General features: G+C 57.9%; 11 protein-coding genes and 13 pseudogenes. 12 read left to right on the top strand and 12 right to left on the bottom strand.

Annotation, left to right across the window (positions count from 1 at the left end; all coding sequences use genetic code 11):
• Window positions 1-21 precede the first annotated feature (21 nt).
• On the bottom strand, window positions 22-855 hold the full coding sequence (locus SS05631_RS29800) for an IS5 family transposase (RefSeq protein WP_014327878.1): 834 nt from the start codon (window positions 853-855) through the stop codon (window positions 22-24).
• Between the two features lie 268 nt (window positions 856-1,123).
• A pseudogene (locus SS05631_RS29795) lies at window positions 1,124-1,836 on the bottom strand (IS6 family transposase).
• A gap of 347 nt (window positions 1,837-2,183) precedes the next feature.
• On the opposite strand from SS05631_RS29795, the gene SS05631_RS29790 reads away from it, so the two are divergent.
• Entirely contained in the window at window positions 2,184-2,648 is a 465-nt protein-coding gene (locus tag SS05631_RS29790) for a phasin (RefSeq protein WP_034859947.1), read from the top strand.
• Between the two features lie 418 nt (window positions 2,649-3,066).
• Window positions 3,067-4,044: pseudogene (locus tag SS05631_RS29785) on the top strand (IS5 family transposase).
• A gap of 108 nt (window positions 4,045-4,152) precedes the next feature.
• Here SS05631_RS29785 and SS05631_RS29780 read toward each other — a convergent pair.
• The 5 genes and pseudogenes from SS05631_RS29780 to nodJ (SS05631_RS29760) all read right to left on the bottom strand — a co-directional run.
• Window positions 4,153-4,308: pseudogene (locus SS05631_RS29780) on the bottom strand (methyltransferase); the annotation flags it as partial.
• A gap of 81 nt (window positions 4,309-4,389) precedes the next feature.
• Window positions 4,390-5,589, bottom strand: a complete 1,200-nt coding sequence (locus SS05631_RS29775; protein ID WP_037427698.1) for an IS256 family transposase — start codon at window positions 5,587-5,589, stop codon at window positions 4,390-4,392.
• Window positions 5,590-5,690: 101 nt separating this feature from the next.
• A pseudogene (gene noeI / locus SS05631_RS29770) lies at window positions 5,691-6,260 on the bottom strand (2-O-methyltransferase NoeI); the annotation flags it as partial.
• A gap of 109 nt (window positions 6,261-6,369) precedes the next feature.
• Window positions 6,370-6,537, bottom strand: a pseudogene (locus SS05631_RS29765) (carbamoyltransferase N-terminal domain-containing protein); the annotation flags it as partial.
• Between the two features lie 99 nt (window positions 6,538-6,636).
• Window positions 6,637-7,119, bottom strand: a pseudogene (gene nodJ / locus SS05631_RS29760) (nodulation protein NodJ); the annotation flags it as partial.
• A 312-nt stretch (window positions 7,120-7,431) separates the two neighbouring features.
• Between nodJ (SS05631_RS29760) and SS05631_RS32695 the strand changes: the two are divergent.
• Together SS05631_RS32695 and SS05631_RS29755 are read left to right on the top strand one after the other, a co-directional pair.
• Window positions 7,432-7,635, top strand: a complete 204-nt coding sequence (locus SS05631_RS32695) for a hypothetical protein (protein WP_348628911.1) — start codon at window positions 7,432-7,434, stop codon at window positions 7,633-7,635.
• On the top strand, window positions 7,632-8,777 hold the full coding sequence (locus SS05631_RS29755) for a DDE-type integrase/transposase/recombinase (protein ID WP_348628910.1): 1,146 nt from the start codon (window positions 7,632-7,634) through the stop codon (window positions 8,775-8,777). The genes SS05631_RS32695 and SS05631_RS29755 overlap by 4 nt, the downstream gene beginning before the upstream one ends.
• Before the next feature lie 9 nt (window positions 8,778-8,786).
• On the opposite strand, the pseudogene nodJ (SS05631_RS29750) reads toward SS05631_RS29755, so the two are convergent.
• Both nodJ (SS05631_RS29750) and SS05631_RS29745 read right to left on the bottom strand, forming a co-directional pair.
• Window positions 8,787-9,102 (bottom strand): annotated as a pseudogene (gene nodJ, locus SS05631_RS29750) (nodulation protein NodJ); the annotation flags it as partial.
• A 3-nt stretch (window positions 9,103-9,105) separates the two neighbouring features.
• Window positions 9,106-9,470: pseudogene (locus SS05631_RS29745) on the bottom strand (nodulation factor ABC transporter ATP-binding protein NodI); the annotation flags it as partial.
• Between the two features lie 75 nt (window positions 9,471-9,545).
• On the opposite strand from SS05631_RS29745, the pseudogene SS05631_RS29740 reads away from it, so the two are divergent.
• The 8 genes and pseudogenes from SS05631_RS29740 to SS05631_RS29705 all read left to right on the top strand — a co-directional run bounded on the left by SS05631_RS29740 (window position 9,546) and on the right by SS05631_RS29705 (window position 19,318).
• A pseudogene (locus tag SS05631_RS29740) lies at window positions 9,546-11,257 on the top strand (ISL3 family transposase).
• A 33-nt stretch (window positions 11,258-11,290) separates the two neighbouring features.
• Window positions 11,291-12,263 (top strand): annotated as a pseudogene (locus SS05631_RS29735) (IS110 family transposase).
• An 87-nt stretch (window positions 12,264-12,350) separates the two neighbouring features.
• Entirely contained in the window at window positions 12,351-13,322 is a 972-nt protein-coding gene (locus SS05631_RS29730; protein ID WP_015633430.1) for a hypothetical protein, read from the top strand.
• Between the two features lie 466 nt (window positions 13,323-13,788).
• A pseudogene (locus SS05631_RS29725) lies at window positions 13,789-14,564 on the top strand (ISL3 family transposase); the annotation flags it as partial.
• Window positions 14,559-16,625 carry a Tn3 family transposase gene (locus SS05631_RS29720; protein ID WP_244412453.1) on the top strand — a complete coding sequence of 689 codons (2,067 nt, stop codon included), beginning with the start codon at window positions 14,559-14,561 and terminating at the stop codon, window positions 16,623-16,625. The pseudogene SS05631_RS29725 and the gene SS05631_RS29720, both read left to right, overlap by 6 nt.
• Window positions 16,626-16,640: 15 nt before the next feature.
• Window positions 16,641-18,209 (top strand): hypothetical protein, encoded by a 1,569-nt coding sequence (locus SS05631_RS29715; RefSeq protein WP_095678162.1) that lies wholly within the window; start codon window positions 16,641-16,643, stop codon window positions 18,207-18,209.
• Between the two features lie 142 nt (window positions 18,210-18,351).
• Window positions 18,352-18,896, top strand: a pseudogene (locus SS05631_RS29710) (recombinase family protein).
• Entirely contained in the window at window positions 18,893-19,318 is a 426-nt protein-coding gene (locus SS05631_RS29705) for a hypothetical protein (RefSeq protein WP_037427315.1), read from the top strand. Before SS05631_RS29710 ends, SS05631_RS29705 begins: the two are co-directional and overlap by 4 nt.
• 885 nt (window positions 19,319-20,203) lie before the next feature.
• Here SS05631_RS29705 and SS05631_RS29700 read toward each other — a convergent pair.
• From SS05631_RS29700 to SS05631_RS32385, 3 genes and pseudogenes are all read right to left on the bottom strand, one after another.
• Window positions 20,204-20,656 (bottom strand): NUDIX hydrolase, encoded by a 453-nt coding sequence (locus SS05631_RS29700; protein WP_245369179.1) that lies wholly within the window; start codon window positions 20,654-20,656, stop codon window positions 20,204-20,206.
• Window positions 20,657-20,687: 31 nt separating this feature from the next.
• Window positions 20,688-20,846, bottom strand: a complete 159-nt coding sequence (locus SS05631_RS31245; protein WP_157213236.1) for a hypothetical protein — start codon at window positions 20,844-20,846, stop codon at window positions 20,688-20,690.
• Window positions 20,847-20,892: 46 nt separating this feature from the next.
• Window positions 20,893-21,243: pseudogene (locus tag SS05631_RS32385) on the bottom strand (Na/Pi cotransporter family protein); the annotation flags it as partial.
• Between the last annotated feature and the right edge of the window lie 91 nt (window positions 21,244-21,334).

Here is a 21,334-nt window from a genome sequence, read left to right as displayed (position 1 = left end):
AGAGCCTGACTCGAAAAGGTCTCAACAATATCCGTACCTTGCCAAGCGTCGTGTCAGGACCCGGATGTGGGCGATAGTGATCCAAGCCTCGGCTGATGCGATGGACTTCTCCCAATCCTTAGCCAATCGTCGGCATCTGCCAAGCCATGCGAAGGTGCGCTCCACGACCCAGCGCCGCGGCAGAACTTCGAAGCCCTTGGCCTTGTCGGTCCGCTTGACGATCTGGAGAGTGAAGGCAGCGATCTTTTGGAGTGCGCCCTTCAGCTTCGGTCCGGCATAACCACCGTCGGCGAAGATATGTCTCAGCCACGGCCAGCGCTTGAGAATGGTTTTGAGGACGGCAGGTGCGCCGTCGCGATCTTGGATATCGGCGCTGTGAACCCTGAGGCCGACCATCAACCCGAGCGTGTCGACGACGATATGACGCTTCCGTCCCTTGATCTTCTTGCCCGCGTCATAGCCCGAAATTCCGCCGCTTTCCGTGGTTTTCACGCTTTGACTGTCAATCACGCCAGCAGATGGCGAGGCTTCCCGGCCTTCCAATTCGCGCGCCTCCATCACAAGATGATGGTTGATCCGACCCCATAACCCTGTCGCTCGCCATTCGTAGAAATAGGACTGGACAGTTGTAAAAGGCGGAAAATCCTTGGGCATCATCCGCCACTGGCACCCCGTCGTGGCGATGTAAAGCAACGCATTCACGACCTCGCGAAGATCGGTGCTGCGCGGCCTGCCCAACCGCCGCGGTCCAGGCAGGCAAGGCGAGATCAATCCCCATTCCCGGTCCGTCAGATCGCTTGCATACCGCCTTGCGCGTCGGGCATATTGCCGACGGGTGAAATCAGTCCAGCCCATTGTGGTCTCCGTTCGTCCTAAGCAAACAAACAGAATCACAACTGGCTGATTTCACTCAACTCTTTTTCGGTCAGGCTCTAAGGACTGCGCGGCGGTCTTCTTGCCCCTCAAGATAGCGTGGTGTGGTTTTGCAGTTAATCGTAAGACTCGTACTTCAATAGTGAAGATGCTCGAAGATGCCACGACGGACACTTTCCCGGGAAGAACTCTTCGCGGCACTGTAAAGTTATCAGCGGATTGATGCAGCGATAGCTGGCCGGGACGGCTGTCAGGCTGCGGCGACACACGCGATTTTGTTCCAGATTTGCATGGCGGCGTTACGCAGGTCTTGATGTTGAGCCGATGACAGCGTATTGCGGGGAAAGTGGAACAGGTTGGCAATCGGATCATGGAAACGAACCGCTGAAGCTGGCGTGCCGACTTGAAGCGTTTCATGATCCTTTCGCGTCGTCGGGTCGGCTGGTGCGAATTTTCCGCTCGATTATTGAGGCCTTTGTGCGACCGGTGTTCGACACCGGGCATGAGGTCGCGCCTGGCGGCATCATAGGACCGGAGCTTGTCGGTGATCATGACCCGTGGTGTCCGCCCTTGAGCCTTCAGCAACTTGCGCATCAGGCGCTTTGCCGCCTTGGCATTTCGGCGGCTTCGCACCAGCACTTCGAGAACGAAGCCGTCCTGATCGACGGCACGCCAGAGCCACTGCTTCTTGCCATTGATGGCCACCACACATTCGTCGAGATGCCATTTGTCGCCCAGGCAGCCGGCCGACCGTCGCTTGATCTCCCGGGCGAAATGCCGTCCGAATTTCTCCGCCCAGCTTCGAACGGTCTGATTCGTGACGATGATACCGCGGGACGCCAGCATGTCCTCAACCATGCGCAGGCTGAGCGGAAAGCGAAAGTAGAGCCATACCGCGTGCGCAATGATCTCAGCGGGAAAGCGATGGCGACGATAAAGCGGATCACGAGCAACTTCTGACATGGCCCATGTACGCACATCTTCATCAGCCCTCGGTTAACTTTACGGTGCCGCTGCCATCGATTTTCATCGTTCTCAACCGCATGCCGAGGTGTGGACGCTCGGAGTCTGTCCGGCATCAAATCAGGCAGGCATAACCGACAACATCCAATGCGTTCGATTTCATATCCGCGCACCAACGCGACATTTGCGCATTTTACGGCGTGATTGGATGACAGCATCCGACGATGTCGGACATGCGACACAGTTGTGTTCGAGCCATCGTATTGTTCCGAAACGATTTCTCCTTTGGCACGGCATATGCATAGCATTCGTAGGCAACAAACCATCGTAACCAGAAGGATCCGGAAATGTCCAAGCCCGCAGACAAGCCCAACCAACCCGCTGAGACCGTGGAATTCCAAGCAATCGACCCCAGCAAGGCCGCCGATCAGTTCCGCGCGGTCGCCGAAAAGGGCATCGAACAATCGCAAGAAGCGCTTGCCAAATTCCAGTTCGGCGTCGAAGAGACCCAGAAAGTGCTCAAGTCGACCTTCGAAACCGCCAGGTCGGTCGGCAATGAGCTGTCGCTGACGACGATCGCCGCGCTGCGCGCCAATGTCGAAGTCGATTTTTCGCATCTCGAAGCGCTGTCCGGTGCGAAGTCGCTGTCCGAGATCATTGAGCTGCAGACCAAATTCCTAGGCAAGCGCGTCGAAATGGGAGTCGAGCAGGCCAAGGATTTTCGGGCGCTCACTACCAAGGCGGTTACCGATATTTCCAAATTGGCCAAGGACGTCTTCGACAAGTCACTCAGGGATCTCAAGGCCGCCTGATAGCTCAAGCGCCCGGAAATACCCGCGTGAAAACGTCCAATGGGCAGTGTAACCTTAACTTGCCAGTCATCTCAATCACCGATAATGCGTCATGACCAACGTTCGTGAACGGCTCTATCACCGCAATCGCTTTCCAGCGAAATCATCGCCGAAGCGGTGTGGCTGTATTTCCGCTTTCCCTCTGAGCTGTCGTATGGTTGAAGACATACTGGCCTACAAAGGGAGAGCGTTGGTGGATGGATCCTTTGTCAACGGTTTGGCGATAGGCAGGCAGGATGGAATTCAGCTTGATCCGAGTGCCATGCCGTACAAACACAAGGCCGATCGTCGTGGCGTTGTTGCGTGGATCACCCGGCAACTGATATTGAGCGGTGGTTTTCAGTCTCAAGTTTTCAGTCTCCTGATCCGGATTTCGACGATGCCGCACAAGTTCAATGCCGATCGGCGGGACAAGATTGCCAAGCAGAAATATCAAGTGACGAAGGCCGGCATATAATGAAAGCCTGCGTCAACGTGGTGATTTGACCATCTGGGTGAAGGATGAGGCCCTGTCTTTATGGACGGCGCGGAGGCGGACATCGCGGGGTGGTCAGCCGAAATACTCGGATCTGGCGATTACGTTGTGCTTGACCCTGCGCGTCGTCTACGGGCTGGCGCTACGCCAGACCCAAGGCTTGATGCGCAGTGTCGCGGCGCTGATGGGGTTCGATATTGCCGTGCCTGACTTCTCCACCCTGTCTCGCCGGAGCAAAGGGCTGGCGTTGCCGTCGACAAAGTCCCGAGCCACAACATCAGGTCCGGTCCATCTGGTTGTCGCCAGCACCGGCTTGAAGGTCTTCGGCGAGGGCGAGTGGCTGGAAAACAAGCACAAACCAAGGCCAAACGCAAAAGATGGCGCAAACTGCACCTTGGTCTCAATCTTGTCAGTGGTGAGATTGTTTGTTCCGATCTGACCGTGGATGATGTCGGCGATCCGACAGCGTTACCAGGACTTCTGGACCGGATCGGTGGCCCCGTCGAGAAGTTCATTGCCGACGGCGCCTATGATGGAACGCCAACCCGAGATCTTCTGGCGACACGCTTTGGTGAGATCGTGGAGGTCATTATCCCACCTCCCAAGACTGCCGTTGCCAGCCCTCAATCGGTGCTGGTTCCATCTGTCCGCGATCGCCATATTGCAGAAATCCAGACCAAAGGGCGGATGGCATGGCAGAAATCCGCCGGCTACAACAAGCGCAGTCGCGCTGAGACCCAGATGGGTCGATGGAAGGCTGTGATCGGGCCCAAACTCAAAGCACGACATTTTGACAATCAGAAGACTGAAGCGAAGATTGGCGTCCGTGTTCTTAACAGGATGACAGAACTTGGCCGGCCCAAGTTCGAGCGCGTTGCATGAAAAATGCGGTGGATAGGGTTGCCTCGTCCAAACTCTGATCCATGCAACAGTGCTAATCCAGCATTGCGCCAGCGGACTGCCCGGTCGGGCAGAACAAGCCGACTGGTGCTAAAGCCTCGTGTTTCTGAGCAAAACGTCACCCTCCACTCCGCGTGGAAACTGAGCCACCAATTCGAACGAAGGCAGTAGGTCAAGAATTGCGCGCAGGGGCAGTTGACCTTCATACAGCTCCTGGTCACTATATTCAGTGTAGATGAAGCGCGTATTGTTTAGAGGATCGTGTCCCTGGAAGTGGTGTAGGTCGCGGCTGATGGCCGTGCTTTCCAACGTAGGGCCGGAGGAATATCAGCGTGCCACAGCGGGCAGACTGATCTGGGGATCATCGCTCATTTGCACCATGGTCTCAAGTGTCAGGTATCTGGCGCGTTGGACGGCCCATTCATCATTCTGTTCGAGCAGCAGTGCGCCAACGAGACGGACGATCGCTTCGTCGTTCGGAAAGATGCCGACCACCTCGGTGCGGCGCTTGATTTCGCCGTTGAGACGTTCAATCGGATTCGTTGAGTGCAGCTTTGCCCGATGCTCCTTCGGGAAGGTCATGTAGGCCAGCACGTCCTCTTCAGCGTCGTCCATGATGGTGGCGAGCTTCGGCACTTTCGGTCTGATCTGATCGGCGACACTGCGCCATTGAGCGCTTGCTGCCTCCGGGGTCTCCTGGGCAAAGGCCGTTGCGATGAAGGCGGATACGACCCGCCTGCCGCTCTTTCCAGCATGTGCCAGCACGTTCCTCATGAAGTGAACCCGGCACCTTTGCCAGGTGGCATTGAGAACCTTGGTGACGGCGACCTTGAGACCTTCATGCGCATCGGACACGACAAGCTTGACGCCACGCAATCCTCGGCGTGTCAGCCTGCGCAGGAATTCCGTCCAGATCGGCTCGGCTTCGGACGTGCCGACTTCCATACCCAGAACCTCACGCCGCCCGTCGCTGTTGACGCCGACCGCGATGATGACGGCAACAGAGACGATGCGACCACCACGCCGGACTTTGAGGTAAGTCGCGTCGACCCAGACGTATGGCCAGTCACCTTCAATCGGCCTGTCGAGGAACGCCTTCACCTTGACATCGATCTCTTCGCACAGGCGGCTCACCTGGCTCTTGGAGATGCCGCTCATGCCCATCGCTTTGACGAGATCATCGACCGAGCGCGTCGAGATGCCCTGGATATAAGCCTCCTGGATAACGGCGGTCAGAGCCTTCTCGGCCATCCGACGGGGTTCGAGGAAGCTCGGAAAGTAGCTGCCCTTGCGTAGCTTTGGAATGCGGAGCTCGACCGTTCCGGCCCGAGTCTCCCAATCCCTATCACGATAGCCATTGCGTTGAGCGAGACGCATCGGGTTCTTCTCGCCGAAGTCAGCACCGGTGGCTGAACCTACCTCCAGTTCCATCAGTCGCTCGGCTGCAAAGCCGATCATCTCGCGCAATAAATCGGCATCGGCGCTCTTCTCAACGAGCGAACGCACGTTCATCATGTCATTGGTCATCGGTGATCTTTCCATCAGGTTGGTCTTGAACAACCCGACCCTAAATGGAAAACACTGATGGCCGCCTACACCTCAGGACCTACACCACTTGATGGGACACGATCGTTTAGAGTCTCTTTGCCGCCAGCGATGACGTCGGACTCGGCCCCCTGCACATCCATCCAGATCAGGTCGATACTCTCCAAGCCAGCCTCACTGCACCAATCGTCCAGTCTCCGAGTCTCAACTGAGATGGGTCCGTCAAACCGGACCCACTGATATTCGGAAAGGTGATTCTTGGGCTGGCGTATTGAGCCTGACAGATCCCATTCCTTTGCATCTCCATTACTGGGGTGGAAATCGATTCTGCCGTTTCGATCACTGATCGCGACTTCAAATAGCCTCATCCTGTCCAAAGGCCCCATGTTTTCCCTACAGCGAGCAGCGGCTCGGGGGTCTGGCTCAAAGCAGAAAAGCTGGGCCTTCGGACGAAGCTGGAGAAAGCGTCGCGCATCGCTTCCATCATTGCAACCGATGTCCAGAATCACGGGGTCAGGCTTTTCAAGGAGCGAAACGATCTGTCGATGGACCTTCAAGGAAGACGTTGGCTTTCCTATGCCCTCCGCAAATTCGCGAAGGCGTTGCTGAAGAGAGATTAGCAGGCCTTCTTTAAGATACCGTCCTACTTCCATGAAATTACACCTCAATATTGATTGCAGATGCGGGTGCTGACCGCTGGTGAGACATTGAGTGCTCGTGCCACGCTTCGCTGGAGCCTCAAGGATATGCTGTCAAATGCAGCAGCTTGTTGGAATGTTTGATGCTGTTAAGTCGCTCCTCTTCGACAGCAGCTATCACTCGGCCGTCTCGGACGAGAACCGCTGCACCGTCGTGCATAAATGTATTCGGCAGATCGAGCGAGTTTTCGTAAATCCTGCTTAGACCGCCACTCAGTCCTAGACACAGCATGTTACTCTCCAATCTCTCGTCACTTGTAAAAGGTAGGCCCTGTGCTCCGACTGAATTTAGTCGTTTGCTAAGCTCAAGCAGTGCTCTTGCTGCCGTAGGTCAGGACATTAAACGCCGCCGAAGCAGTCCCACAGATAAGAAGAATGGCATCACTGCAAATATACAAAGCGCGCTGATGTGCAGGGCGACGCCTCCGCCTGGGCGATCTAGCATCGCTGGACGAATGAGCTCGATTGAATGTGACAGCGGCAGCAGATGCGATAGCTTCTGAAAAGTGTCGGGCAGTTGGCTGACTGGGAAGACCGCTCCTGACAAAAACAGCATGGGTGTGAGGAAGAGCGTCTGGTAAAATATGAAATAATCGTAACCGGGCGCAAGCGCTGTGACGATCATCGCCAGGCTTGCAAAGGCGAACCCCGTGAGTGCGATCACTGGCAAGGCAAAGAGAACGGATGGCCACGATGCAAAGCCCATTGTGGCTGCAACGAGCATCATTGCTGTCCCGGCCAATAACGCCTTGCTGGCTGCCCACGCCAGTTCACCGAGGACGATGTCCGCGAGCGTGAGTTGGGTGCACAGGGCGCATTGCCTCAAGCAAAATGTTACCGATAGTGTTGATGCTCCCGATGGGATGGCCATGGTTCGCTGTCCCGGCTCGGGGGATGGATGGCACGGCGGATCAGCATGGCGACACGGACGGAACTGGTCGAGGCGATCATCGAACGATATCGATCGAGCTGTCGGGCGGACAAGCAAAGGATCCTAGATGAGTTCGTCGCAGTTACCGGATATCACCGCAAGCATGCGATCCGAGTGCTCCGCCCTAGTGAGACCGAGCCGCCTTGCGCTCGGCAATATGCTGTCAGGTATGGTCCCGAGGTTCGGGAAGCGCTGGTGGCTCTGTGGGAAGCATCCGATCGCCTCTGCTCGAAACGTCTGAAGCCGCTGATCCCGATTTTGCTGCCAGCTCTTGAGCGTCACGGCCGGCTCGATCTGAGTACCGAGCTTCGCGATAAGCTACTGACCGTCAGTGCGGCGACGATGGACCGGTTGCTGTCAGAGATACGTGTGGTGGCCAGCGTCGGCGCGCTGGAATGAGTTCTGCTGTTCGCCGGTCGGTCCCGGTGCGCACCTTCGGGGACTGGAACGATCCGCTGCCCGGTTATGTCGAGGTCGACTTCGTGGCTCATTCGGGGACCTCTTCGTCCGGTAGTTTCGTTCAGACGATGGTGCTGACCGATATCGCTACGGGCTGGACCGAGTGCGTGCCAGTCCGCACGCGCGAAAGCGGTCTCGTTATCGCTGCCCTCAATCAGGCCCGCTCGCTGTTTCCATTCCCGCTGCAGGGCGTGGACTTCGACAACGATAGCGCCTTCATGAACGAACGTGTGGTCTGCTGGTGCCGAAGTCAGGGATTGGAGGTGACCCGTTCGCGAGCGTATCGAAAGAACGATCAGGCTTGGGTCGAGCAGAAGAACGGCGCGATCGTGCGACGGCTGGTCGGTTACGGAAGGCTCGTCGGCGCGGAGGCGACGGTTGTCCTTGGGCGTCTCTACGACGTGGTGCGTCTGTACGGCAATCTGTTCCAGCCTTCGTTCAAGCTGCGAGAGAAGACACGGATCGGCGCCCGCGTCGTCAAACGCTACCATCCGCCCGTGCCGCCTATCGCGCGGGTGGTTGCCCATTCCGGTGTGGCCGAGGCCGATAAGGAGCGGCTGCAGGCGATGTTGGAAAGGGAAGATCCGGTGATGCTGTTTGCCGGAATTCGTGCCGCACAGGAGGAGCTCGGAAAGCGGGTCGATCGCCGTGGCTTGAATGCCGGGACCGAAGAACCGCTCGCCATCGATCTGCCGCGATTCACCGTGAGCTTGAAGACAGCCTGGCAGGCTGGAGAGAAACGGCCGACACATCGGCGGCCCTATCGGCGGACCAAGCCTTACCCGAAAAGGCCGAGCATGCTGGAGCCATTCGAGCCCCAGATTCGAGCGTGGCTTGAGGCAGATCCGGCGCTCTCGGCAGCCGCGGTGCTCCAGCGCCTTGTGAGCGCCGATCCGTCACGCTTCACCAAGAAAGCGCTGCGGACGGTGCAAATGGCCGTCAAGGCTTGGCGCATGGAAATAGCCGGGCAGATCATACTCGATGGCGACTGGATGAAGCGCGCGCCCGTATCTCCTCCCGCCGCGGCGGGAGGAGATACGGGCCATCTCAATGCCCCCAACTTCAGTAACATTCCTGGGTGAGGCAATAGGCAGGGCTGATTCCCAAGTTCGTTTTGCGTGCATGCGAGCGAAGGTCGCGTGAATAGTCTCGAACGTCGCGGAGATCATTGCGCTTGTTGCAACCATGCCAGCCGCCAAGAACGCGACATATGGAATGCCGTCGACGCGACCCACCATCGCACCCAGGCCGAAGCCGAGGCCAAACAGCGAAGTCACGGGCTCGGCGAGGTTACCAAGAATTGAAGCGATCGCGGCTTTCTTCCATGCCATATAATTAATTACGGCGCCACACTGCAATCCAATTCCAAGGATTGGCGGGTAGGACCGCCGCGTAACGTTTCCACATCGCTCAGTCCTTCATTTCGCGCCCGGTCAGCCGCAAGAACACATCTTCGAGATTCGGTGGACGCTGCAATAGGCGTAGACCGGTTCGCCCGCGCAATTGCAAGCGCACCTGTTCTGGATAGCAAAACAGCGTCTCACCGCTCACTTCGACACGCTGAGCATATGGTCCGACAACTGAAGTCAGCTCCCGCGGATTGCCGCCGTAGATCTCAATCACGTCGCACCCGATCTGCTCGTCGATCAGCGCGTGAGGGCGGCCTTCCACGATCTTCCGTCCGTGCTCGATAACAAGCGGTCACATAATCGGTCCGCCTCTTCCATGAAGTGGGTAGTCAGTAGAATCGTCTTGCCAAGCGCCAACAAGTGTCGCTTGGCATTTAATTAGGGTCTTCCTCAATTTGTGTGGTTCATTCGCCGTTAGCGACGATGCCGCTATGGGCGGGCATGCGAACGAAAACGAAATGGTCGCCCGGCCCAGGGGTCAAAGTTCTGGGTGTTGCACTCACCGATGATGACAGCTGGGTTGTTTCCGCTGCAGGACCAGCCTTTGGCGTTTGCCCCGATTGTGGACGGCGGAGCCGAAATCGGCATGGCTGGCTTACACGCAGCCTTCAGGATCTGCCGGTTCAGGGCAGGACCGTGACGGTGAAGCTTCGGCTGAGCCGTTGGCGATGCGCATATCAAAAATGTGAACGACAAACATTCACCGATCGGCTGTCAGCGGTTGCTTCCCCTTATGAGCGCCGGACAAGGAGGGTCGCGGAGATTGTCGGTCTGCTCGGACACAGCGCCGGCAGGCGTCCTGCAGAACGTCTGATGAGGCGGCTGGGTCTGCCGGTCAGCGACGACACGATCCTGCGGCACCTCAAACGCCATGCCGCAGGCAACAGGCCAATCTCTTCCCGGATTATCGGGATTGATGACTGGAGCTGGCGGCGATCATGGCGCTACGGCACGATGATCGTCGATCTGGAGCGCCGTGAAGTCCTCGACATTTTGCAGGACCGAAGCGTAGCAAGTACGGCTCAATGGCTGAAGCGGCACCCTTCTGTCGAGATCGTCAACCGAGACCGGTGCGGTCTCTATGCGCAAGCTGCTCGTGAGGGCGCACCGCAAGCGCGCCAAGTCGCGGATCGGTTTCATCTCCTGCAAAACCTTCGGATCGCAATCGAGGAGCAGATGAGCCTTTCCGGGCGCGCGACAGGGCGGGCACTGCGGCCCGATAAGGATAACGAGCCGTACGCCGACACAACGCACCGGCGCCGCGCACGTCACGCTCATCGACAATCGAGACAGGTGGTGTTCGATGCTGTTCATGCCTTACGCAAGGAAGGGCTGCCCTGTTCCGAGATTGCTCGTCGCACCGGTACGGCCGCCGCAGCATCGCCAAATGGCTGACCTTCGACGCGCCGCCGGCCCGACGCAGGGCCGCGTTGAAACCTACGTCACCTTTATACTTCGAGGCGTTTCTGGCCGAGTGCTGGACAGATGGAAACCGCTGCGGGCGGCATCTCTTCCACGATATCCAGGCGCGCGGCTACACTGGCAGTTTCTCGAATCTTGAACGGCTGCTCGCAAAGTGGAGACGCGCCGAGAAGGTGGATCAGGACAGCGCTGCGCTTGCCTCAGTCAATGACCATCAGTTCGCCCGCGATGCCGTTCCTATACGGGATCCGGAGACGGGCCATCTGATCTCGCCCGTAGTCGCCGCCGCACTTTGCGTGAAACCGCGTGCTGCGCTGACGGCCAGTCAGGCGAGAAAGGTCGATGCCTTGAAGCGGGTATCGCCGGATTTCGCTTTGATGCGTAGTCTTGGCATGCGCTTCCGCGGACTCTTTCGCAGCGGTGATTCAAGCAGGCTCGGCATCTGGATTGACGAAGCGGTCAACTCGGGTCTCGTCGCGATCGCGCGGTTCGCCCGAGTTTTGCGTCGTGACATTGACGCCGTCCACAACGCAATCGAACTGCCGTGGAGCAACGGCCAGGCGGAAGGCCAGATCAATCGCCTGAAGACGATCAAGCGTGCAATGTATGGCAGAGCAGGCCCAGAACTCCTTAGAGCTCGCATGCTGCCCCCTCAACCAACTGCACGACCACACAAATTGATGGTGTGGAACGGCCCTCCGAAACGGCATCGAAGGTGCCTATTGTGGTGATGCCAATCGCCACGAAACAGAAGGAACCGTTCCATGGAGAAGATCACCACACTCGGTCTCGACCTGGCTAAATCGATCTTTCAAGTTCACGGCGTTGCCGAAGACGGCCACGTCGTTGTCCGCCGAGCCTTGCGGCGGTCGCAGATGTTAGAGTTCTTCCGCAGCCTTGAGCCGTGCCTCGTCGGGCTCGAAGCCTGCGCGAGCGCTCACCACTGGGCGAACGCCATCAGTCAGTTCGGGCATACAGTCAGGATGATACCGCCGGCCTACGTGAAGGCGTATGTCAAGCGGAACAAAACCGACACTGCCGACGCCGAAGCGATCTGTGAGGCGGTAACGCGTCCCACAATGCGGTTCGTGCCAATTAAGACGCCCGCCGAGCAAGCCGCAGGCATGGTTTTGAAGACCCGCGAGTTGTTCGTCCGCCAGCGAAGCCAGACGGCGAACGCCATGAGAGCTCATATGGCCGAATTGGGCATCATTGCTGCGACGGGCATGACGAGCATCGCCAAGCTCATCGTCATTCTGCGAGACGATGATGACACCCGTCTCCCATCGGCGGCTCGGGCTGCACTTCTCGAGATGGCCGCGCAAATTGAGATGCTGTCGGCTCGCATCGAGGCGCCTTGACGCGAAGATAGTCACGGCAGTGAAAGCAGATAACACCGCTAGGCGGCTTACCAGTATCCCGGGCGTCGGCCCCATCATCGCCGCGACAGTTCGAGCGTCGATCCAGGATCCAGCAGCCTTCCCAATCGGACGTGATCTAGCCGCCTGGATCGGAATTACCCCGAAAACGCACTCGAGCGGCGGCAAGGAGCGGCTGGGCCGTATATCGAAACGCGGGAACAAACAGTTGCGAACGCTGCTGATCGTCGGCGCGACATCTATCCTGAAGCAAGCTCGCAGAGGAGTGACGCTTCCCTCTTGGATCGTCTCGCTGATGGCACGAAGACCTTACAAGGTCGCCGCCGTCGCCAAACGACATCCGGCACCCCGCAAGTGAATTATTGGCTTCTTTCCTCTTCCGTAAGGATCTCGAAAGCTGCACTTGCATAAATGTTCGCCAACAACAGCCGTACTCGGAGGGAAAATGAACATTGATCCACGAAATGCCGCAGAATCTCAGGTTGGCGTTCACGATCTCCTGCCGCGGCCGGACCCGGCGGACCGACGGCCAGACAAGCTGAGCGCGCAGACCAGCTCACCGGCGCACCCTCCGAATCAAGCAAGCTTTGAGCAGCAGCTAGCTGACTTACATTTGATTCACCCAACGCCGGATTCTGTCTCCCTTGCGGCAGATCCCGGGACTGCCAACTTCTCGAATGCGCCGAACGAGGTGGCCCCAGAACCTGGCTGCTATCCGGCCGAATCATTTGTGAGAGCGCGCGCCCAGCTTGCCGCAAAGCTGACGGGTGCCCCTCTTGATGTGCTTAGAAACGAGATCGAGCTTGCCTACCGGCAATCAGGGCGGTGGTCACCAGCGACCGCAGTTGGCGACGGCAGTATCGATCGGGGCCGTATTTTCGACGACGTGGCAGGGTCGTCATATGTGATACTGCGGCGCTTTCAGAACCAGGACAGCGATTGCAATCCACGCATCGAAAACGACACGAGCGCAATATCGCATGTTCGTAGCACGGCGCGGGATCATTTCTCCCATGGAGATCCTCTGGAACGATATCCTATGGATCGAGCGCGCCAAGCCGGATGGCATATGCGCGGCAAGACAACAGCGTCTCCTTTCGTGTCGTTGGTTGAGGATCCTTCGAAGCTGGTTGTTTCGCGCGACCACTGGGCGAGAGCGATCGCCAACAATGCGAGCACACTGCACACCTACACCGTTCCGAAGTCCTCGGTCTGGACGCCCGACGATGTACTGAGCAGTATTGGGCTCGGAATGAATGTCGAGGACCAGGACAACATCGATGCGGATGTGGATCTGATGTGCTCGCTGGGCAGAACGCCAACACGAGAGACCGAACGCTTATTTCTGGGCAGCAACCTTGATGACTACCGGACTGACAGTGAAGCAAATCCATACAGGCGTGATGGTAATGAATAGATAACCTATCGACGGTCCCAATCGCGGTAAGTGCGTTCATGGGCAAACACTGCAACACCATGCCTAACGAAGAGCCGAAGGAGGGGCCGCGCGTCTTCGAGCACCACGGGTTCATCATTCTTGGTAAGAGGGATGGACGCGCGGAGCGGGACCGGTTGAACAGGTTTGTTAGTTGGAAACGGATCGATCCTGATCCCTTTCTATCACGCCAGAGGGCATCGTCAACTTAATCGACCGCCGAGCTGAAGGAGGCGCTTCTCAAAGGTTCGAGATTCATGCAGGCACAAGGGCAGTCTGATGCCATCGAATACGCCTTCTTGTGGGGAAACCCGGAAGCAAATGGCTCAGAGCAATAGTGATGGCGAAGTTACGAGTGACCGGGATGCGATAGGAGCAAGGACCTTTGCGCCGACCCGGTCCGATGTGGGGCGCTGAATCGTTAGCAGTGACGCCGCTATGGGCTGGCATGCGAACGAAATCGAAATGGTCGCCCGGTCCGGGCATTAAAGTGCAGAGCGTCATATCCAGCGAACAAGGTGATTGGGTTGTGTCTGCGTGCGGGCCAACGTCTGGCATATGCCCAGACTGCCGACATCAGAGCAGAAGTCGACACGGCTGGTCGTACCGCAATCTTCAGGACCTGCCTATCCAAGGCAGTGCCGTGACGGTGAAGCTCCAGTTGCGCCGCTGGCGCTGCACATATCGGCCGTGCGGACGACAAACGTTCACTGACCAGGCCCCAGCGATTGCCTCCCGCCCGCCCGCAGGACAACGAGGGTCGCCGAAATAGTCGGCCTGCTCGGTCACAGTACAGGCGGGCGGCCCGGAGAGCGCTTGATGAGGCGGCTTGGGATGTCGATCAGTGACGACACCATCCTTCGGCACTTGAAGCGCAATGCTGCACGGGTCGACGACGAACCCCCGGCACGGATCGTCGGTATCGATGACTGGAGTTGGAGGAAATCTTGGCGCTACGGCACGATCATTGTCGATCTTGAACGCCGAAAGGTCTTGGACATTCTCGAGGGCCGAAGCGTGGTAAGCGTTGCACGATGGTTGAAGCAGCACCCGTCTATTGAGGTGGTAAGCCGAGATCGATGCGGGCTTTACGCGCAAGCTGCTCGTGAAGGTGCGCCGCAAGCATCTCAGGTGGCGGATCGCTCTCATCTCATTCAAAATTTGCGGCTCGCTATCGAGGAACAGATGAGTCTTTCCGGTCGCGCTACAGGCAGAGCATTGCTGCCTGACGGGGACATCGAGATTGATCACGACGATCGAGCGACGCGTAACCAACTCATCCTTGGCATGACGGCAAAGCTCGCCCTCATCCAGAGGCTTGATCTGCCGCAGGATATCCTGGCGACGACGGGGAAGGCATGGGTGGAACAGATCGTTCGCCGTGTTGCCGGCGAAAAGGCCTGGGAGATGCGGCGCCACGCTCCGGCCAAACAGATCGGCCTCTACGCGATCTATCTTTCGTCACGACAAGCGCAGCTCACGGACGCCATGGTCGATCTGCTGATCGAGACGATCCACAAGATCGGATCGCGCTCGAAACGCAAGGTGGTCGGTGAGATCGCGAAGGATATCGAACGCGTTTACGGCAAGGAACAGTTGCTGGTCGACATCGCCATCGCCTCGATCGACGAACCGGCGGGGCGGGTCTGCGATGTTATTTTCCCGATCGTCGGGAAGGGTCGGGTCAACCGGATCACCTATGAGCTTTGTGTGCTCACGCAATTGCGCGACTGCATCCGCTCCAAGGAGATCTGGGTCGTTGGTGCTGATCGTTACCGTAATCCCGACGATGATCTTCCCTGGGGTTTCGAAGTCCGGCGTGACGCCTATTATTCCGGCCTCAATCTGACCCCGGACGCACGCGCCTTCACAGCTGGCATTCGGGCGGAGCTGGAACACGAACTGCGGCTTCTGAACGAAACGATCCCACGAAACGGCAAGGTCCGGCTGCTGTGGCGCGGCGAAAACCGCATATCGATCACACCGTTCAAGCCTCTGCCGGAGCCGAAGGGGCTGGAAGCGATCAAGGGCGAGATCGGTCAGCGCTGGCCGATGACAGGGCTGCTCGATGTGCTGAAGGAAGCGGCCCTCGATACCGGCTTGCTGGACGCCTTCGAAACCTCGGCATCGCGGGTTGCACTGTCGCGCGAGGCGCTGGATCGGCGGTTGCTGTTGTGCCTCTATGGTCTCGGGACGAATGCAGGTCTCAAGCGGGTTGCCGGCGCGACGCTTGATGTCAGCTATGACGAATTGCTGCGTGTTCACCGCCGCTTTATCCATGCGCCGGCGCTGAGGGAGGCCTGCGCACGGGTAGCAAACGCGACACTGTCGATCCGCAATGCGGTCGTCTGGGGTGATGCGGGGACGGCATGCGCCTCCGATTCGACGAAGTTCGGCGCGTGGGACCGCAATCTGATGACGGAATGGCATGCCCGGTACGGAGGCCGGGGCGTGATAATCTATTGGCATGTCGAACGGCGGGCAACCTGCGTCTATTCGCAGCTCAAGCGATGCTCGTCCTCGGAGGTTGCCGCGGTGATCGACGGCGTGCTGCGCCATTGCACCGACATGGAAGTCCAGCGTCAGTACGTCGATAGCCACGGCCAAAGCGCCGTCGGCTTCGCCTTTTGCCGACTTCTCGGCTTTGAGCTCGCCCCACGCCTGAAGGCAATCGCCCGGCAGAAGCTCGCGCTTCCGGATGCAGGCATGCGGACGCGGCTACCGAACCTCCTGCCGATCCTTTCCAGCGTGATCAGCTGGGAAAAGATCGAGCAGCAATATGACGAGATGGTTAAATACACCGCCGCCATGCAGACCAGAACGGCGGACCCGGAGGCCATCCTGCGGCGGTTTGTCCGCGCCGAGGTGATGCATCCCACCTACAAAGCGTTGAGCGAGCTCGGCCGCGCGGTCAAGACGATATTCCTGTGCCGCTATCTTCGCCAGGAATCGTTCCGTCGAGAAATCCACGAGGGGCTGAATGTCGTCGAGAACTGGAACAGCGCCAATGGCTTTGTGTTCTTCGGCAAGGGCGGCGAGATTGCCACCAACCGCGTCGATGAACAGGAATTCTCCGCCCTGGCTTTGCACCTGCTGCAAGCTTCACTGGTCTACGTGAACACACGCATGCTTCAGACCGTGCTGGTGGAACCGAAATGGGCCGGCCGGATGGCACCGGAAGACTATCGCGGCCTCACGCCGCTCATCTACAGTCAGGTCAATCCTTATGGCCGTTTCGATCTCGACTTGAATAGTCGGATCGACTTTGATCGGCTGGCCGCATAATTTTTGGAGACGATAATGGTCAAGATTGCTGAAGCATGCCTGAATGTTCTCTACCAGCACGGGTTGTCGTCGGCACAGTTCCAATTCTGCTTCGAGAGAGCAAAGCATGATCTCTTGGCCGATGGCATGGCCTGCGACGCCATTGTTGCTGAGGTTATGCAGTCCATGGACGATCATCCGGACGCGGCAACCTTGTTCGGGTTGCTGCTGGATGAGGCCCGAATGGGCATCGAGAATGACAGCCCATATGGAAAGGCCTTCCTGGAAAATGCGGAGAAGGCGATCAGAGCTCGCATTGCCGCCGACGCTTTCGAACCGCTTCACCGTTTGAAAATCGCTGGCCTGTATCGCCGCGCCGGTCTGCCCGTGCCAGATATACTGATGCTCGATCCGGAGGGGGAAAGTGCCACCGTCGACGTTGCGATGCCGGATCTTGATGGCGTGCTTGCCGTTTTAGCGGCAGAAGTTGAGGCTGAAGGCGGCGGCGCGTATGAGTTCTTCAGTGGCCTGGATGAGATGACGGCAGGAATGCCGGAGGAGGCCAAAGCTGGGTTTATTCATCATCTTATGAGCCTCGATAATCCCTTTTTGGAACGCTGCGCGCTCTATTGGCTGGTGTCTGGTACAGCATTGACCCGGGAGGCCGTGGCTGACGGCCTACGAGAAAGGCTCATGCGCGGGGAGCTGCAGCCTGAAACTGCATCCTATTTGCCGATTATTCGTGGCTGGTTGCCGACGAGTGCCGCCCGGGCGGCTATCGATGACATCGGCAAGCTGGCTCGGCGACAAGGTCTTGCAGATGCTTCCAATCAAAACAGAGCGGAGCCGATCGTCAGCGACATCATGGCGACCACCGCTGACGGTGTTGGAGCACAAGGCCTGACGATTGTCGGAAAACTGCAAGCCCGGACATTTGTCGCGATGATCCTGTTAAAGACCGGATACGGCATCAAGCATGCCTTTGTCATTCGTTGCCGTTCAAAGAGCGAAGCAACCAACATCGTCTCTTATGCCCGCCAGGAAGCAAACAGCGTCAAAATAGATCGAATGACTGCCGAACTGCTGCTGGAGGCGGCTCTGGCGGATGGGATGAAAAACGGCCACCCACCAGCGCCAGGCTTCATTGACGTCATGGAGGCTTGCAGCCTGAGCCAATTGCGGCCCCAGGAAAGGGATCTGCAGGCTTTGCTGGAACACGTCGATCCGCAAAAGGAAATCCAGAATGCGACAGCGGCAGAGCTGAATCGGATGCTCCGCAATGCGTCCGCACTGGATGCGCTCGTCCCGTTCACCGACAGCTGGTTTGAAGACACAGGAGAAACACGCGGCATCATCCAGGGATCTCGCTCAGTGCGGACTGTTGAAAAAAGGATCTGGGCCTTTTTCGAAGGCCGGCGAGACATTTGGGCGAGGCAATTTCTGAAAACCGCGATCATTCTCAAATCGGCTAAGAAGGAGCGAATGTCAAAAGCACTGGCAGCCGCAGCCTTCGCCGTGATGCACAAGCATCCTCTACAGGACATCCCGCTTATGAAAGATATCGTTATGACCACACTGGACGCAGGCGGTGGATCTCCGTGGTGAGTATTTTGCGTATACCCATCGTGAACTTCGCCAATGAACAGTTCGAGGCTGTGGATTCCTATTTATTTTGGGTCCCGACTGAGATATCGAACAAATCGACGCGATGGCACACGCAAATTGAACAGTTTGCATGGTATAGGACATGGCTCGTATCGGATATGCCCGGACATTTACAACAGACCAGAACCTTGCGGCGCAAATCGCCGCGCTGAGAAACGCTGGCTGCGAGGTCATCCGCGAGGAGCAGAAAAGCGGTGCATCGCTCGAAGGTCGGCCGCAACTGATGACCATTCTCGACTTCATCCATGCCGGCGAAACCTTTGTCATCACCCGTATCGACCGGCTGGCCAGACGCGATCTTCAGGTGATCGTCGACCGGCTCAAGGCCAAAGGCGCACATCTGGTGGCCACTGAGCAGCCTGTCGATACCTCCACAGCCGCTGGAAAGGCGTTCTTCGACATGCTGGGTGTTTTTGCCGAATTCGAAACCAACCTGCGGCGCGAGCGGCAAGCAGAGGGCATCGCCGCCGCCAGGAAGCGTGGCATCTACAAGGGCCGCCCCCGAAGATCAATCGCGCAGAAATCCTGCTTCGGCTGCAACAGGGCCAAGGCCCCAGCAAGATCGCTCGCGATCTCGGCATATCGCGCGGCACGGTCTATCAGGTGCGCAAAGGTGTTTTCGAATGAGCAAGGCCAACCGCATCACCCGTTGGACATCCGCCACCTGCGAGCAAATCCAGGCCCGCATGCTTGAGGCTTGCAGGCAGATCGCTTCAGATCACGGCCTGGTCATCGAAAGCGCCGGGTGGCGCGGCCTGGAGCCTGGCTTCTCGTTCGAACCTGCATTCCGCATCAGCATTCCCGCGCCAGATGGCAAGCCCCTCAATCTGGATAAGGAGATGTTCGCCGTGTTGGCCGAACAGTACGGTCTGGAGGCTGCTGACTTCGAACGCGAGTTTATCGCTGGCGGCGAACGTTTCCGGATCACCGGCATTGATCCGCGGCGGCCGAAATACCCTATATCCGTCGAGCGTATTCCCGATCACAGGGGCTTCAAATTCACCGCTGACAACGTTGCCATGCTGCTCAAAGCTCAGGCCAAACCCTGACGTTCACCAATCGTTCTTCAACTTGGCCAAAATCACAGCTTCGAGCCGACGGGGCCAAATAGCGGGCGCATGTCGAAAGAACGCATCTCGAATCGAAAAAGTGGCGGGAATTGCGCCAGATCAAATGAAGGTTAAAAGTACGAGGTTGATATGCGAAGAGCTGGCGCAAGGAGGAACGCCATGGCACATCATCGCAATTGGCGGTCCCGGTTCGATGCAGTTCTTGTTCGGGCGCTGAAAAATGCTGTTACGCCGAGCGATCCGGCGAAGGCGACACCGCAAGCCACCGCGTCAGGATTTGATCCACCTCCGGCGGGGAGTGACCCGGGAGTCCCCTATCTTTTGCTCATGCGGATGGAGGTGCTTCAGCTCGATCCCACCCGAGTCAAGCCTTGATGCCAGCCGACTTTCGCGTGCTGGCTCACGTTTGTGACTATTGTCAAGGTGCGAGCGGGATCTTCTCTACGACGCAGCTGGCAAACCGACTGTCTATCCGTTGAGAGCGATGGGTTTACTTCAAACAGTTCGCCCCGATCGACGCGTGGCGACCGCCTAGGGCCAGCAACTGGTTAGCAGGGCGGTGCGCCGGCCATGTGCTCGCCTCCGCCGAACGACCTCGATAGAAGTGCCAATATGAAGTCTCACTGGATCATTGTGCCGTCATGGTCGGCCAGAGGTCTTAGAGACCGCAGAGAGGCGCGCCAAATGATCCGAGCGACGGCAATGTCGGCAATCTACCGCAGCAGATGCAAGTGCCACGCTGCACCTACAAGGCACGCCCGCCGGTCATGAGACGAAGCGAGCGACGAAGGTTATCAACAAAAATCGGGCATTGTTTGGTGCTCTCTAACGGTACGCACATCCTGCGGGCGCGCCCTTCATCGCCTATTTGGAAAACTTCCGGATCCCTCGAAGAAGCGACTTGAGTTCCGGTTCGTCTACTGCGCCGGCTGCTTCCTCTGGCGAGAACCAATGACGTTCGCGTTGCCCCCTCTCCGGATAGTCTCGTTTGAGCTCCGAGACATTTAGCAAGTGAACTTGGACGAGAGCGGGCGCTATTCCTGATCCCTTCAGTTTTTTGACATAGGTGTAGTATCCGAGAGGTTTCTTTTTCACCTGGCCCCGAACTCCGGCTTCTTCCCAGGCTTCTTGTCGGGCAATCTCGTGGGGCTTTTTCCTGGGCATACTCCAGCCTTTGGGAATGACCCAGCGGCGACTGTCTCGGCTGGTGATGAGCAGAACCTGAACATCGTTCTCTGCTCCCGGATTCGGCCTCACACAGGCAGCGGCGTATTGAGCCATGACCTTACCCTTCAAAAGCAGGTCAGTTACCTTCATCAGCTTGGCTAAAGCGGTACGGTTCGTACTGTCAGCCGGCATCACTCAGCCCGATTCCGATTAGCATCCCGTCGAGTGGGTGTTCGAAGGAGACGATGTGAGCGTTGATGCGCATAAGATCGCGCAGCATGTCGAGATGCAGCGAACTCGTCTGAAGGCTGTAGGCGCGACCATCGCACAAGCGCTCCAAATGTCGCTCCTACCATTGTTTCTCCCTTTCTGCGAACCTCGACGCGGCGATAAAGAACGATTGCGGCGAGGATCACCAACGGCGACAGCCATTCGACTGCCGGTCGCGACAATCCAGGCAGTGACCGCGGTCCCGGTATTGGCGCCGAGCAGCACAATTTCGCCATGCGCGGCTTGACCAGTTCTCGCTCGACGAAAGATGCGGCCATCAAGGCCGTTGCCGTTGATCTCTGCAGCACGACTGTCACGACCAGCCAAATCCGCCGTTGGTGCCGTTCGGGAACCCAGTTTGGAGCTTCGCTCCAAAGAGGCTAGACACGCCTTTCACCTGCGCAAGGCTGAATAGCGGCAAGGGCTACAGCGCCGAAAAAAACCAGTACGACAATCGTAAGTTCCATGTCTTCCTCACACTGAACAAAAAGCGCTCAGCGCATTTTTGGACTCCAGCCAGACGCAGCATCCCAGTGGACGAGCGTCGATCCGCGTCCG

This window comes from Sinorhizobium sp. CCBAU 05631, from assembly GCF_002288505.1.
GTDB lineage: Bacteria > Pseudomonadota > Alphaproteobacteria > Rhizobiales > Rhizobiaceae > Sinorhizobium > Sinorhizobium fredii_C.
Note: the sequence above shows the minus strand (reverse complement) of the source record. Positions and strands in the feature narration are given on the sequence as shown.